The sequence below is a fragment of the Paenibacillus sp. 481 genome, from assembly GCF_021223605.1.
Lineage (GTDB): Bacteria > Bacillota > Bacilli > Paenibacillales > Paenibacillaceae > Paenibacillus_B.
This window is the reverse complement of the sequence record NZ_CP075175.1, coordinates 2,671,801-2,686,176: the sequence shown is the minus strand read 5'-3', so window position 1 is coordinate 2,686,176 and position 14,376 is coordinate 2,671,801. Positions and strand designations below refer to the sequence as shown.

Genomic DNA, 14,376 nt, shown 5'->3' with positions numbered 1-14,376 from the left:
CAAGGGTTAGGGCGGTCCTGTGTGTATTACCAGTGTTTCGCGGTGGTTTCCAAATTAGCATCATGAGACTGTAAAAACGTACGAGAGATCAAACCTAGCAACCTGCAAGCAATGGCCTCACCCCTCTCACAAGCAGGGGATTAATCTAATGTATCTGCTCTTGTTGCACTTGTCGTGAATGCTTCCAGTTCCAATAATCTGCGCCACTTACTGCTATTAAATGCCCAAGCCATTGGGCGAAATTGATTTGCAAATACGTATTGACCCAGCCGTCATGACCAACTAAGTACATTCCGTCAGCCGTCTCTCGAATGCAGAATCTGGTTAAGTGGCCTTCGACAATGTTCAAATAATGTGGTGTTCCTACTTCTAGCTGCTTGGCAAGCTGCTCTAGGCCAAATAGTTCAATGCCCTTATCTGTGCCAATGCTGAACAATTTCGCACCATTATGAAGCTTTAGAAATTCGATGTATTCACTATGAAGGGTAAACTTATATTGGTCATAAAAGGCGCGGAGTTCATCTGTGGTTGCGGGCGGATGAAATGTAAATCTAGCGACGTGCCAATTGCCGTAGACATCAGGAACAACTAAGGTGCATTGATTCAGCCTCTTTTTCAGACCTTGTACAATATCGATTGTTCTGTAATTGTTGTTCAACGCGAGTCCCCATTTCATTGCTTGATGGCATGAGATGCTGTAAGGGGTTAAAATGTACACATATGTAGTTGATCGTGGTAGTTTTCGCAAAAAATAGAATACCTAGTACTAGACGCAACTTGTTTCATAATGAAATTGTGGTATTTGTTAATCGGCTGTGTTTATCGCGAGTAAGCACAGCCTCTACTCGATCACAATCAATCGCATCACTCCCCTCGAAAAATCGCTGCCATTGAAATCCGAGCGCTTGTCCAATTCGCTTCGCTACAGAAACACTTGGGTCACGCCGTCCTCGCTCAATATTGGAGTAGGAGCTGCGCTGAATTAAGGACAATTGTGCAACTTCGATTTGTGTTCTAGACCCCCGACAGCGGATAAGCCAATTACGCGGCTCAATCATTGTAGAACCTCCCTGTTACATTTTTTAGACCAAACATTTTTTTGAAACTGTAGTACATACATGTCCAGCTCTCGACTAATTTCCAGTACCCGCTCATCGGTTAAGTTGTGGCATTCTTCCACTGCCTGATCTAGTCGTTTCTTTAAGCTGTTCATTTTGAATAACAAGATGTCGTCGTTGCTGTACTGAAAAACATGCATTCGTATGCCACCTCCATGTGTACGAATAAACTGTTCTTGGCAAAGTATAGCATGCGTTTCCAACCCTCTTTATTTTTATATTTTTCGGAAATCAATCCTGTAAAATACAAAAAAACGACCGAAGGCGTCATAAGAAGCAATAATTATCTAACCAACTAGAATGTGGGGGGGTATAAAGGAAAACCTTACGTCTGCACCAATAGCCATCCCTTTAAATAAAAAATTCTCCATTCATTTTCTATCAATTAAATTATCGAGCATGCATTTTAAAATGACCAGTATGGCTATTGCAGAACTGAACAATGAAACAAGATAATAATTGAAATATAGCTTATTGGTGTATGTATTAAGATCTCTAGCTATATAAGAACCAGCCTCGTGTACATTCACCAAGCTAAACGTATACTCGACCAAGCCTATCTGTCCATAAAGTGAGGTTAACAATAAAATAACGAAATAACCTATCATTAGTATTAGATGTTTGGATGTTAGTTGATGTAAGCGACTGTATAACCATAAAGATAAAGTAACCAGAAAACAAAAAAGAAATATATACGATACAACGACAAAAAAAGCACCAATATTGCCATTGCCTGAACTTTGGTTGGGGCGGGCAGTAAGAGTATCACATATCATAATGTTTATATGAATAAGAAATAAGAAGGTTAAGCCCAGTAAGGCTATAATGGTATGACGGTTTATAAAGAATCCCTCCTTGAAACAAATCAGTGCTGTGGTGTTACAGCACTGATTCCAGTTTTACCAGTAACCCCATCCTACATCTACATAATTCTTATTGTAATCCCGATCAATGACCTTTATTACTGTGTTGCGCTGACCACCATCAGAATCAAGGATAGATATGGAATTAGAACTGCCACCGAAACTATAACCTATTATTGCTACAAAATGATAAGATGCATACTGATGGGAACCATCTTTCCAGAAATCAAGATCAATTCTCATTGCTCCGGGATAATCCTTGCATGACCAAACGAAATGTGTGGGAGATCAAGGCGAACCTTTTTTCATTCCGAGGGTATTCCCTCTCAATATAAAAAATTATTTTCTTTTCAGAACATTCATGGAGCTTAAGAAAGTCTCGTCAAATTTCACTTCGTTTACTACCTTATATGTACGCTTATCGAGGATTTTCACCGAAGAAGTCGCCTCATTCAACACAAATAAGTAGTCATCCACGATTTGAAGTTCTGTAGGACAGCTAAACCCTTTTAAGGTCTGAATTACCTTTTTGGATTTCGTATCGAAGACGGTAATGCTGTCTCCTTTGCGGTCGTCATATGAATATTTGTCATTATGTGCGATATAAGCTAGGCCATTATCGTCATCAATTACAATATCACGAACACCGATACCAAGCTTATACTGTGCTATCTGATTTCCAGTTGGACTGTAGACTGTTAGTTCACTATTATTGTATTCCTCACGCAAATTATTGATAGACATATGTATAGCGTATATATTCCCGTCTGCACCAATAGCCATTCCTTTGGAAGCATAATCAACGTTGGAAATAATCTTCGTCTCACCAGTATCTCGGTGTATCGCAATGATATAACGATCTGGTACGTCACCATAACCTAAATCATGTGCTTTCATAACAAAGCTATAAATATAATCCCCTGCTATGCCCCAATGCATAAGGCCTCCTTTAATGTATAACGTACGTTCAACTTCCTTTGTCTTGGTGTTGATGATTTTAAGGGGGATTCCTTTGGATTTCCCTGTATTCACGTAAAAGGCAAATACAACATATATTTTCCCTTTTTCCTGATCAGAAATCATTTCATGAGGGCCCTTCTCATCAAACGTTAACTCTTTTACCTCTGTACCATCCTTTAATATTTTCACTCGTCTATCTGGTTTTCCGCCAACTCGATCATAAAATGAGGCATAAACGTGCTTATCCTGCGTTATTTCTAACGAGCTCAAGATACTACCGTCATGTCTAAAGTTAACTAATTGCGGGTCTGTAGCTTCTAGAGAGCTTCCTTTTTTGCTAATTTGAGAAAGTCCTAGATCGCCGCCATGATTCACATACAGGTCATACGTTGATGTATTCGAATATTCAGTTGGTTTGGAATCCTTGCAAGCCACCAGTATGAGAATTGCTAACAGAAGTAATATCATCTTTTGTATTTTCAACATAAGTTTCACCCCTTATATAGATAAGCAAGTAAGGAACACGCTCTGAACGTGTTCCTTACTTGTTTAATCATTTAAGTAGAATATTTTATTGTTCCAGTTCTGTGTGACATGTATAGATCATCTGGTGTAACCCAGTAACCCCCATTTGTATCGATTTCGGTACCTAACGCACTATAACCATGCCAAGGTATTTTGGAGCAATACCATGAGTTGTGGTCACCTTTTCCTGCATACCAATAATATGTTTCTCCTAAACGCGCCGCACTTCGTGCTTGATCAAAAGCATTTGCTTTAGTTGAAGTAGTTACCCCTGTTACTTCTAACCCCCATGCCTCATCATGACCTCTCCAATGGCTAACCCTTTCCCACTTTACACCCTCACCAGGTTGAGCCGTGTAAATACAATTATCATCTTTTGTTCCATCATACATGCCAGCATGATCTATATTCCCTTGAAGACTAGTACCAGGATCATTAAGGAGCATAATGTCTCCTTTAACCAATCCATCTGTAGTGATGCTGTTTCTACCTTTACCCCCACCACCACTTGATATGCTTATATTGCCGCTACCGTCTGTTTCTAAACCATCTGAGATAATACCCAATTGTTTATTGTGCTGTGCAATTTTGCTTGTGTAAGCCTTCAGCTTCTGCTCAAACTCCTTCACAAAACTCTCATCAACGTTGTTGTCTCTTGACGTAACTGTTCCATCTTCATGAATATAAAGCTTTTTCACCAGTTCCGGATCGAGAGAGTCCAGATAATTAAAATACTCTTCCTGCCCTGTTGCTTTTTTTGCATCAAAAATCTCTTGCTTGATGTTTGACTTGCCCAAAGAGTTGGCAAATGCAAATGGAGCTGACAAAAGACAAAGGGAAATACTCAATGAAAGGACAGCCACTAATTTTTTCATGATTACAATATCCTCCTCAAATGAATGTACTGCAGCAAAAATGGTGCTGTGATGACTTATGTGAGGTAATAGATCATGAAGTAGAACATAGAAGAATTTATCTTGAGAGGTGGCCACCTTTCAATTCATATCAAAATTTCTCGTTTGAACCTTGTTCTTTGAAGATTGAACTTAATTTTTCAACTTTTTGTTTATTCTTGGATGATCAAATCATAGCATTTTTATCCATATATTCAACTATAAGTTCGTTTAGTCGGTAACCATATAATGTAAAACAAATCACATTTTGAAGATACAACTCACCTTTCGTAAATAAAAAGACGCCCTAAGGCGTCCATTACAAGAACTACATTATTTAGGCACAATCCAAGGCGAGCCAACTAATGGATCTACCGTATTATCTACTGAAAATTGACCTACGATGAGAAACATTACGAAAAGTAGAATCGGCAGTTTAATTATCACCTTTTTCATTAACGCCAATCCCCTTCCTCTATCATTTTCAGGCTTAAATTTTCACACAATTCACTAATATCCTGAATGCAGTAATTCTCAAGAAATGAACTGTCATTAATCTTATTTACAATTAATTTTATAAGCACTGAAACGATATAAAAAGCCTTTCTGTATTTAGCTACCCCCATATACTGTGTAATACTTTTACGAAAATACTGAATTGCATCCTTAAAATCATTATTTGAAAGTTGATGATGTCCGTTCAGTTCATAGTACAAGGCTAATTCAGCCCTTTTTTCTGGGGTCGTGCGAATATCTTGAAGAGATAGTTCCATTTGTTCCTCATATCTGCGTAGCTTGCCTGCTGATTCTAAATCATTTATATTCATGTAAAAGTCAAAAAGTGCTGTAACAGAATATATTAAGTTATAAGAAGACGGACTCTCTAAATAATGTTCTAGCTGTTTAATACCTAAATAAAAGTCACCTGTTCGACCACTGATTAGTCCAATCATCAACTTCACATTATCGTCTATATAGTCGTATGGAAATTTGCGATACTCTTCAAGATAAGTCTGGCAAATTTCATATTTATCCAAGTAATAATAAGCACAACATATCGTATATACTGCATGTACACGATACTCACCTTTTGCAGTGTCATTCTCTATCACATACTTACTTAGATCAATGGCTTCGTCATACTTCATAAGACTAAACGCATGAACTGCAAGAGCATAATACAATCTTAACCTTTCTCGCTCACTAAGAAAGTTCGCATAATGTAGAACCGCTCTACCTGAATAATAGGTTGCGGTGAGCTTCGTAAAATCATTTCGTTCAATAATATATTCTTCATACAAACCTTTTGCGATATAAGGCATAATGCCATGATTTCTTGAATATTCGATGATGACTTTGTAGAGTGCAAGTTGAATGGGGGTGTCTTCTATTTGATGTGTATGGGAGTGTAACTGCGCGATGAGGTCTTCACTTTCCCCATATGAGTTAAGGAATTTGTCTGCAACTTGGGTTATGACGAGTTCGTTCCCGGTCTGGATCGTCTCCATTAATATGGCTAACAGCGATTCTGGTTTTTTCTCAATTTCACTGTAGCTTACGGCTATTTCAGTGTATGGAATATGTAGCACGTTGGAAAGGGACAGAACCATATTGTAGTCCGGTTTCTTCACGTCTCCGTGTTCGATCTTTGAAATATTCCCTTTATAAACATTGGCTAACTTGGCTAATTCCGTTACCGTCAATTTGGCTTCTTGTCTGTAATGTCTGATGAGGTCGCCAATCGGAGTATATTCGTGCGAACCCGATGACATGATCCCACCCTTTCTAAAAGATGAAGTAATTAGTTTAAATTTACCATGTTGTTACGTTTAAGTAAATGAGGTTTCAGCACTTTAAGCCGGACTGTATTTACATAAACGAAGGTTATTGTGTACGCGGAAATGAACTAACGTAAGTCGGTATCCTGTAACGGTTGCCACAGGGGCTATTTTGCTAAAAATACACGTTTTTGATTTGCAACGGTTATCAGAGAGCTTATTTTGATAATGGGGGGCTTTATGTTTCCGATTTCATTAATATAAGCCCCACCAGAACCGTTAGAATCCAAATGGCTGTTTATTTATCAACATAACGTCTGTGGCAACCGTTAGAATCAACAGTAACTTTTTCGACTTACTGCTGGCTTGAATTCCATTATGTATTTTTTAAAAATAAACTAATGACGCATACAGTGAAAATAATTCTCAATAAGGGTTATACTTTTACTGAGGAGACAGATTTCACTGCGTTATGCTCGGTCGAGATACGAAATGTACGACAGTATAACAGCATGGCTGCATGATCGCAAGAAACGCAATGTGCGAGCTACGCAATGTAGCGCGGGCAGAGTCTAGCACAAATGACTCCCTCCCCTGTAGCAGAGCAAACAAAAAGAGCAACCCCGCCCAGGGCTGCTCTAGATGCAGGCTCATTTAAGTAAATTAAATTCGCCTAGTTCGCGAAACAGGTTCGCTAATGTGATTGTTAGTTAGATTTTCGCTTCGAACGTTTTGCAGTCTGTCTCTTGGCTATTGCTGGCATGCTGGCCACGATTGCTCACCACATAAATGGACGATGCGGCGCATTTGTTGCCCGCTGCCCAGAACCTGCAATTGCTAACCTCACACAATACATCTTGAGCCATAGTCTTCACCTCCTTACCTACTAAGGATGGACGAATACTATGGCTATTTATACTTGTCTTGCCTAGCTAACTTAACTTTGATTCGCCCAAGCTGCTTCCGCTTCGATAAACTCCGCAAGCAGTAGCCCGATAGCTTGGTATACAGGATGCTGCGCATGCTGTACGACATCATCAGCAAACAGCGGTACCCAGCGCTGCAAATGCTGCGTAATAAATTCACGCTGGCCGTTCATATAGCGCGTAAATCGCATTTCTGTCATCACACTGTTCATCATTTTCTCGATGAGCACAGCCATAAACTCTAATTCAACCGCAATATGATCGTCCGGCTCACCGTTCACTTTTTTAAAATACAAACTAAAATCAGCGTACATTCCGCATACGTCCTGCGCATAGCTTCTTGGCAGCATCTGCTCCTTGGCACGGTACATCGTCTCACAAGGTACAACCGGCAGTTGCCCCGTAATGCCGAACAAGCGGCTATATTGTTCACTCAATGAAGCGTTCAGTGCGTATATCTCCTCTAAAGAAGGCTGTTGCAACTGTACTTGTAACAAACGCGCTCCTTCGAACGATTCAGCTAATCGATTCAATCCTTCATCGTTACGCCAATGCATCCACATTTCCAACGTCGGTGCTTCACTTATAAAATCAACCAATAGTTGATACGACACTTTGCGCAGCTCTAGCTGATCTACGGTCTGTTCATTCCAACTTACAGGTCGTTCCGCCGTCAACAGCATCGTCCTTCCCCTCCTGAACAAACAATCCTCTTACAACCATATTATCCCATAAAACGGACGATTTAGTTGTGACAAAATGTAAACAATTGCTAGTTTGGAAGCGCTTTATGTGTCGCATTTGTGAAACATGCATATATTTTCACGTCTTTATCCATCTTAACTGTTGAAGCTTTAATAAAGGAGTCGTGCGGAGTGAACCGGTTATCGTTTTTTCCATGCTGTAGTCCACAAGAACAAACGGGAGCGCATATGTCCGAGAATATGTTTACCGTTGCAGACATTAAACGCGAGCTTGGAGAGAGCAGTGATCTGGTCATCGGCACGATTCCTTTGGATGATGGCACTGAACTGCAATTCGCCTTTTTGGAGACACTCGTTAATCCCGATCGTCTGTACGATATGTTGGAGGCGATTTATCGGCATTACAAGGATCAACAGGTCACTGGCGTTGAGCTTGAAATACATACGGACGAGCAGCAACCGCAACCAATCTCTCAACGGGGACAGCAATTCGAACGAGCGGTACTGCGAGGTTCCATTGCGGCCAGCACGCCGAAGGATATGGAGGACGCGCTATTATCTTTGTTAGCTGGAGAGACGCTACTTCATTACCCGCCAACAGGAAAATGGTTCGTTATGCGCACTTGCGGCGCTGTGCGGCGTTCGGTAGAGAAACCCGAATCGGAGAGTGTAATCCGCGGGCCACAAGAAGGCTTTAACGAATCACTCGAGGATATGCTGGCGCTTATTCGCAAACGAATGCGGCTGCCTTCTCTACGTATAGAAGAGCTGGTCGTTGGCGATAAATCGAAGACGCGGATCGCGCTCGTGTACGATCAGCAAGCAGCTGATCCTGAATTTACGCGTCATATGCGCGAAACGCTGGCGCACATTAAGATAGATGTCGTGCTTGATAGCAACTACATCGAAGAGTTTTTGCAGGAAAACAAATTCTCCATGTTTCCTACCGTACTCTCGACCCAGCGGCCGGATCGCGCTGTGGCTGCCTTAATGGAAGGCAGAGTCGTCATTGCGGTAGACGGTACACCGTTTGCATTAATTGCACCTGCAACCTTTTTGCACTTTTTTGAATCACCGGAAGATTACAATCACCGTGTGGATATCGGTTTACTGCGTATCCTGCGCTTAGTCTCATTTATGATCTCGGTGCTATTGCCCGCTTTTTTTATTGCGGTAACGAATTTCCATCAAGAAATGATTCCAACGACGCTGCTCATTGATCTCGCAGCCCAGCGCGAAGGGGTTCCCCTGCCCGCGCTTGGTGAAGCGTTAATTATGATTAGTACGTTTGAGTTCCTGCAAGAAGCGAGCGTTCGCCTTCCCCGTGCTATCGGTACATCGGTATCTATTGTTGGTGCGCTCGTCTTAGGTCAATCTGCTGTAGAAGCTGGCATCGTGTCGCCTGTAATGGTCATTATTGTAGCCGTTACTGCCATCTGCGCACTTACGATGCCTAACTACGAAATGAACTATACGATACGCTGGTTGCGCTTCGGCTTTATGCTACTCGCTTCTACCTTTGGCTTGTACGGCGTATTTGTTGGCTTTATCACACTGCTGCTGCATATCAATCATCTGCATTCCTTTGGACAGCCGTACTTATTCCCTGTAGCACCATGGAGTACAAGAGCGCAGCAAGATGGGGTCGTTCGCGCCCCTCTCTGGGGAACGAACGACGCGGACGCTTCTACCACGGATGCAGCAACTGCATCTCACGTGGAATCCTCCCCATCCATGAGTGAGAACAAAGGATGAATGTAACTATGCGAGTAGCAAAGCTATTGTGTGCCATTATATTACTGCTAGCAGCAACAGGGTGCTGGGATGGCAGAGAACTGAATGAAGTTGGCTTTATTATGGGAGTCGGCATCGATTCGAAAAATGAGAAATACACCGTGACCGCTCAAGTCGTTAACCCTCGTGGATCAGCTGCACGCGGTTCTTCCGATTACGGTGCTCCTGTCCACATTTTTAAAGCGCACGGCAATAGCGTATTCGAATGTTTACGTCAAATAAATACACAGGCTGGGCGTATCCTTAATTTAGGTCATCTACGCGTTCTCGTCATTAGTGAGTCCATTGTCCAAAAAAAGTATGCCGTCTTGCGGATTCTTGACTTTTTTGACCGCGATCTGGAAGTTCGTGCCGACTTTAATGTCATGCTGGCCCGTGGTATTAGTGCGAACAAAGTATTGCAAGCCTTACATCCATTGGACAAAAACCCGTCCACGGCTCTGTTCCGTATACCTGAATTGTCTAAAAAGTCGTTCGCCCTATCCTCACAGGTAGACTTTGATCGGATGGTTGGTGATTACTTAATCCGTCTAAAAAACATCGTGCTGCCTGCCGTCTCTATTAAAGGAGACAAACAAAATCTCGGCAACAAAAAAGGGTTAGACTCTGTCGAGAAATTACCCCTCATTACATTCGACAGCATTGCTGTCTTTAGCAAGGGACTCTTGGCAGGTTGGCTTGAGGGGATGGATGCGAAAACGTATAACTTTTTGAATGATCAGGTTGAAAATGCGTTAATATCGGTGCCCTGCACGAAAAAAAATACGTTTGATGCCATTGTGTATGAAATGACACGCAGCTCGAGTCGGATCATACCTGAAATGAAAAATAATAAGCCGGTCATCACAATCAAGTTAAAAGGCAGTGCCTTTATTGCCGAAACACATTGCGATTCGGACTTCACCAAGCCGGATGTTCTGCACCGATTACAGGATGAATTAAATCAATACATGGTGACGCATATTTATCAACTGCTTGATAAGCTGCAACATGTCTATAAATCGGACGTGTTTGGCTTTGCGAACAAGCTACATAGCTATCTGCCTTTGCAATGGAAAGGCTTAGCGAAAGATTGGGAACGAAATTTCGCTAACTTAGCCGTAGAGGTTCAAACTGATCTGCAAATCATTTCGACCGGCTTAAAAAATAAGCCTCTACTGCTGGAGAAAAAACCATATATGAATTGATGGTGTATGGATCTGAAAGAGCTATACCGGAGGAATAACAATGTTACACAGTGCTTTCATTATCATGGTAACCTTACTGCTTATTACTGCCTTTGACTGGCGGCAAATTAAGAGCAAAGCATCCAAAGCAACGAAGCGTGATCGTCGTACATATATCTCCATTACGATTGCTTTTGGCACATTGGCAGTCGCCCAGCAAGTGTTCGGGAAGCTGATGCCGAAAGTAATCCCTATTTTGTATACGATCTTAAAACCGATTCTTTCTTTAATGTATAAGCCACCAGGATAGAAGCACTTTGTTAGGAAGAAAGGGGGGCGCCCATCATGACCAATCGTCAAATTATGATTCTTATACCTTTGTTTCTGATGGGCGGCGCCTTCTTGCAGGTGCCTAACTTTACAGCCGCTATGGCAGAGCAGGATGCGTGGTTAGTTGCCGTGTTAGGCTGCGTGGTAGCTGTTGCGGCAGGCTTTTTGTACGGCGAAATATGTGAGAACAATCAGGGGAAAAACTTTTTGCAAATTGTAGAGTCACGCTGGGGAGTATGGGCTGGGCGCATTTTGGGAGTCATGTATGTCATTTACTTCTTTACTACATGCGCTTTGCTCCTCAACTTTTTATCCTACTTTTTGAAAATTATTTTATTGCGCAACACCCCGCTCATTGCGCTCGGGCTATTGTTTATGTTTTTGATTTGCTATGCGCACCGTCTAGGTGTGACGGCAGTGGCGCGAACGGGCGAAATTTTATTTTGGATGGTCATCGCAGCTGTCATTATATTTATTATCGGGCTCATGCCGTCCATGGACCCCGAACAGCTATTGCCTACAGGTTTCATTGATAAGCGTGCCATCTATCAGGGGCTATTCAACTATGCAGGCTATCCATTGCTTGAAGTAGCTGCCTTTATGTTTTTTGCTCAGCATTTCGATCGCCCTCGTGCTCGATCATTTGCGAAAGGGATGTTGATTGGAAGCTTCATCTTACTGATCTTTATTGTGGCAGCTTTGCTCGTCTATGGGCCGATCAATACGAAGCACAACGCATACGCCACCTATTCACTAGTCGACCGTTGGGGGATTGGATTAAAAACGTTTCGAGTTGAAGCGCTGTTGTCTACTGTGTGGCTTAGCGGCTTTTTCATTAAACTTACGCTGTTGTTTGAAGCCTGTTCGAATTCACTTGCCTACGTATGCCGCATCGCGGAAAATCGTTGGCTTACCGCACCCACCGCTGCGCTCATTTTGTTCGGCGTTGCTAACTTGCAGGACGATGTCGTGGTGCAAGGCTTTCAGACGACCGAGCTGTGGCCCGTGCTCGCCTTTGTTATGGGCCTGCTCATTCCATTTGCCTTGTGGGTATCGCAACGTCCGCAACGAAAAAAGAAGGTGCCAAAAGCGGTGAATCGGCAAACCTGATGTTTCGTCAGCAACTTTTAATCGGCAAATTTTCGCCAACAACTTTTCATCGGTAACCTTTCATCGCACATGTATGCGCCTCTACGTTCACTTCATTTGCGCGGGCAAATATAGGATATATGTTTAAGGCGATTCCATTTCAAGCAGGTACGTGTTATCTTCGAGATATACGATTGATTGTGTTAACGAAAGGAATGACTGCCCGTGGATAAAAAATGGAACCAGTTGCTGGCTACTATGGAAGAACAGCAATTGGACGCACTACTCATTACAGATCCAACGCATGTATACTATTTAACTGGATTTGCTTGTGATCCGCATGAACGCTTCTTAGGTATTGTCATGTGCAAAGGACAAGAGCCTGTACTTATTGTACCTGTACTGGATGCAGACAAAGCTGCATCTGTATCGTCTGTACAACGTATTGCCACACATACCGATACGGATAATCCGTATCACATCCTGAAGCAGCATTTGCCAGCTGGTTTAGAAGTGATCGCGATTGAAAAAGAGCATATGTCTGTCCAGCGCTACGAAGCGCTGCACGAGGCGGTACAAGCCAAACGCTATATGGATATCGGGCCAACGTTGCGTGAAATGCGTCTCATTAAGACCGCTGCGGAAGTCGAGCTTATGGCTGAAGCGGTGCGTGTCGTGGAAGCGGTGCTACGTGAAGGTGTCAGCCGTGTGAAGATCGGCGTGACGGAAGTAGAAATCGTCGCTGAGTTGGAATACCAGATGAAGAAACTTGGCGCTTCTGGTCCTTCCTTCAGCACGATGGTGCTCGCAGGTGAGAAGTCGGCTCTGCCACACGGCTCGCCGGGTACGCGCAAGATTCAAGCAGGCGAGTTGCTGTTGTTCGATCTTGGCGTATATGTGAATGGCTACGCGTCTGACATTACGCGTACTTTTGCCGTCGGTGAGATTGACGACGAGTTGAAGACGATTTACAACACTGTGCTGGAAGCGAATATGCGTGCCATTGAAGCGGTTAAGCCAGGTGTAACGTTCGGCTCGCTCGATCGCACAGCGCGTGACGTGATCACGGATAAAGGCTATGGGCAATACTTTACTCATCGCCTTGGACATGGACTAGGTATCGATGTCCATGAGTATCCGTCGGTGCATGGGCAAGCGGAAGAATTGTTGCAGCCAGGTATGGCGTTTACGATTGAGCCAGGCATTTACGTGCCAGGCCGCGGCGGTGTCCGTATCGAAGATGACGTCGTAGTGACTGAGGATGGCGTCAACGTATTGACGACTTATCCGAAGGAATTGACGGTAATCGGCGTATAGGCTTAGTAAGCGAAGCCTAGTATGCGAAGTGAAGCTAGTCGACATTCATTAAACAAACAGGCTAGCTGAGCGTATGTGGCTCAGCTAGCCTGCTCTATTTAGGGTTACAACATTATTTCACTGGGATTCCTTTTGCTGCACGTTCCTCAGAAGTCATCTTATTAATCTCTTCCATGCTATAGAACACTTCTTCTTCTGCTACTTCGGAATGGTCATGGTGATGAGCGGAATGTCCGTCTGCCTCTAGAATGTTGGACGCGGATGCGGCGATTTTGTAGCCTGGGAAGTAGTTAGCGAGTGGATCAAATGGAGTCGAAGAATTGTCTGTCTTACATGCACCACTGCATGTTCTTGTTTCGAAATGTAAATGGACACCTTGTGATTGTCCTGTGTTACCCATGATGCCTAACTTTGTACCGCTGCTAACCGCTTGACCGACAGATACAACAGGGGATAGATGCAAATGTGCGTATCGGGATTGAATATTTTTGCTGCCAATCTTGTGATGAACGTAGACAACCCAACCGTAGCTAGTTGACCAGCCTGCACGCGCTACACTTCCACTGTAGAAGGACACCACATTATCGCCGGCAACGCCTGCTCTTTTTCCACCAATATCAATGCCCTTATGCGCCCCGCCATACTTTTGTGTAATCCGCTTGGAGTCAGGTACTGGCCAGCTATATCCGCTATTTGCAGAGGCAAAAGAAGATACCGAACCAACCATTAAACCTACTAATGTTAAAGCTACCAAACCTTTTTTCATCGTAAATCCTCCCCATAGAACATATTTAGACTACGAAGAAAAGATAGCATGCCTCCTAGTATATTACAATGTGATCGACTGGGAAAAAATTAATATTTTTATAGATTCCCCCTCCCTTGTATAGTTTCCTTAATTCCTCATTTGCAG

Annotated in this window: 15 protein-coding genes; 5 read left to right on the top strand and 10 right to left on the bottom strand. The window is 42.9% G+C overall.

What is annotated here, in order from left to right:
* Window positions 1–145: 145 nt before the first annotated feature.
* The 9 genes from KIK04_RS11760 to KIK04_RS11730 all read right to left on the bottom strand — a co-directional run bounded on the left by KIK04_RS11760 (window position 146) and on the right by KIK04_RS11730 (window position 7,746).
* Entirely contained in the window at window positions 146–658 is a 513-nt protein-coding gene (locus tag KIK04_RS11760; protein WP_232278406.1) for an SMI1/KNR4 family protein, read from the bottom strand.
* A gap of 124 nt (window positions 659–782) precedes the next feature.
* Entirely contained in the window at window positions 783–1,058 is a 276-nt protein-coding gene (locus tag KIK04_RS11755; protein ID WP_232278405.1) for a helix-turn-helix transcriptional regulator, read from the bottom strand.
* Window positions 1,055–1,213 carry a Spo0E family sporulation regulatory protein-aspartic acid phosphatase gene (locus KIK04_RS24430; RefSeq protein WP_442951168.1) on the bottom strand — a complete coding sequence of 53 codons (159 nt, stop codon included), beginning with the start codon at window positions 1,211–1,213 and terminating at the stop codon, window positions 1,055–1,057. Before KIK04_RS24430 ends, KIK04_RS11755 begins: the two co-directional genes overlap by 4 nt.
* Window positions 1,214–2,320: 1,107 nt before the next feature.
* Entirely contained in the window at window positions 2,321–3,427 is a 1,107-nt protein-coding gene (locus KIK04_RS11750) for a YncE family protein (RefSeq protein WP_232278404.1), read from the bottom strand.
* Between the two features lie 71 nt (window positions 3,428–3,498).
* Complete coding sequence (locus KIK04_RS11745; RefSeq protein WP_232278403.1) at window positions 3,499–4,341, bottom strand: hypothetical protein; 843 nt, start codon at window positions 4,339–4,341, stop codon at window positions 3,499–3,501.
* Window positions 4,342–4,692: 351 nt separating this feature from the next.
* Complete coding sequence (locus KIK04_RS24200) at window positions 4,693–4,815, bottom strand: hypothetical protein (protein WP_269671019.1); 123 nt, start codon at window positions 4,813–4,815, stop codon at window positions 4,693–4,695.
* A complete protein-coding gene (locus KIK04_RS11740; RefSeq protein ID WP_232278402.1) occupies window positions 4,815–6,131 on the bottom strand; it encodes a helix-turn-helix domain-containing protein in 1,317 nt (438 codons plus the stop codon). Before KIK04_RS11740 ends, KIK04_RS24200 begins: the two co-directional genes overlap by 1 nt.
* Before the next feature lie 716 nt (window positions 6,132–6,847).
* Window positions 6,848–7,003, bottom strand: coding sequence for a DUF1540 domain-containing protein (locus KIK04_RS11735; protein ID WP_232278401.1), 156 nt, complete (start codon window positions 7,001–7,003; stop codon window positions 6,848–6,850).
* A gap of 71 nt (window positions 7,004–7,074) precedes the next feature.
* A complete protein-coding gene (locus KIK04_RS11730; RefSeq protein WP_232278400.1) occupies window positions 7,075–7,746 on the bottom strand; it encodes a TorD/DmsD family molecular chaperone in 672 nt (223 codons plus the stop codon).
* A gap of 192 nt (window positions 7,747–7,938) precedes the next feature.
* On the opposite strand from KIK04_RS11730, the gene KIK04_RS11725 reads away from it, so the two are divergent.
* From KIK04_RS11725 to KIK04_RS11705, 5 genes are all read left to right on the top strand, one after another.
* Entirely contained in the window at window positions 7,939–9,522 is a 1,584-nt protein-coding gene (locus KIK04_RS11725; RefSeq protein WP_232278399.1) for a spore germination protein, read from the top strand.
* 8 nt (window positions 9,523–9,530) lie between these two features.
* Window positions 9,531–10,748 (top strand): Ger(x)C family spore germination protein, encoded by a 1,218-nt coding sequence (locus tag KIK04_RS11720; RefSeq protein WP_232278398.1) that lies wholly within the window; start codon window positions 9,531–9,533, stop codon window positions 10,746–10,748.
* 40 nt (window positions 10,749–10,788) lie between these two features.
* Window positions 10,789–11,037, top strand: a complete 249-nt coding sequence (locus tag KIK04_RS11715; protein ID WP_232278397.1) for a hypothetical protein — start codon at window positions 10,789–10,791, stop codon at window positions 11,035–11,037.
* A 35-nt stretch (window positions 11,038–11,072) separates the two neighbouring features.
* The gene (locus KIK04_RS11710; RefSeq protein ID WP_232278396.1) at window positions 11,073–12,167 is read left to right on the top strand and encodes a GerAB/ArcD/ProY family transporter; all 1,095 of its coding nucleotides are present in this window, start codon (window positions 11,073–11,075) and stop codon (window positions 12,165–12,167) included.
* A gap of 204 nt (window positions 12,168–12,371) precedes the next feature.
* On the top strand, window positions 12,372–13,463 hold the full coding sequence (locus KIK04_RS11705; RefSeq protein ID WP_232278395.1) for a M24 family metallopeptidase: 1,092 nt from the start codon (window positions 12,372–12,374) through the stop codon (window positions 13,461–13,463).
* Between the two features lie 112 nt (window positions 13,464–13,575).
* Here the strand turns inward: KIK04_RS11705 and KIK04_RS11700 are convergent, their stop codons facing one another.
* Entirely contained in the window at window positions 13,576–14,229 is a 654-nt protein-coding gene (locus KIK04_RS11700) for a M23 family metallopeptidase (protein WP_232278394.1), read from the bottom strand.
* Window positions 14,230–14,376: the final 147 nt, after the last annotated feature.

What these genes read in the sequence shown, in the direction of transcription:
- KIK04_RS11755 (WP_232278405.1), bottom strand. Translation starts at nt 1,058, where the DNA reads ATGATTGAGCCGCGTAATTGGCTTATCCGCTGTCGGGGGTCTAGAACA.
- KIK04_RS24430 (WP_442951168.1), bottom strand. Translation starts at nt 1,213, where the DNA reads ATGAACAGCTTAAAGAAACGACTAGATCAGGCAGTGGAAGAATGCCAC.
- KIK04_RS11750 (WP_232278404.1), bottom strand. Translation starts at nt 3,427, where the DNA reads ATGTTGAAAATACAAAAGATGATATTACTTCTGTTAGCAATTCTCATA.
- KIK04_RS11745 (WP_232278403.1), bottom strand. Translation starts at nt 4,341, where the DNA reads ATGAAAAAATTAGTGGCTGTCCTTTCATTGAGTATTTCCCTTTGTCTT.
- KIK04_RS24200 (WP_269671019.1), bottom strand. Translation starts at nt 4,815, where the DNA reads ATGAAAAAGGTGATAATTAAACTGCCGATTCTACTTTTCGTAATGTTT.
- KIK04_RS11740 (WP_232278402.1), bottom strand. Translation starts at nt 6,131, where the DNA reads ATGTCATCGGGTTCGCACGAATATACTCCGATTGGCGACCTCATCAGA.
- KIK04_RS11735 (WP_232278401.1), bottom strand. Translation starts at nt 7,003, where the DNA reads ATGGCTCAAGATGTATTGTGTGAGGTTAGCAATTGCAGGTTCTGGGCA.
- KIK04_RS11730 (WP_232278400.1), bottom strand. Translation starts at nt 7,746, where the DNA reads ATGCTGTTGACGGCGGAACGACCTGTAAGTTGGAATGAACAGACCGTA.
- KIK04_RS11720 (WP_232278398.1), top strand. Translation starts at nt 9,531, where the DNA reads ATGCGAGTAGCAAAGCTATTGTGTGCCATTATATTACTGCTAGCAGCA.
- KIK04_RS11715 (WP_232278397.1), top strand. Translation starts at nt 10,789, where the DNA reads ATGTTACACAGTGCTTTCATTATCATGGTAACCTTACTGCTTATTACT.
- KIK04_RS11710 (WP_232278396.1), top strand. Translation starts at nt 11,073, where the DNA reads ATGACCAATCGTCAAATTATGATTCTTATACCTTTGTTTCTGATGGGC.
- KIK04_RS11700 (WP_232278394.1), bottom strand. Translation starts at nt 14,229, where the DNA reads ATGAAAAAAGGTTTGGTAGCTTTAACATTAGTAGGTTTAATGGTTGGT.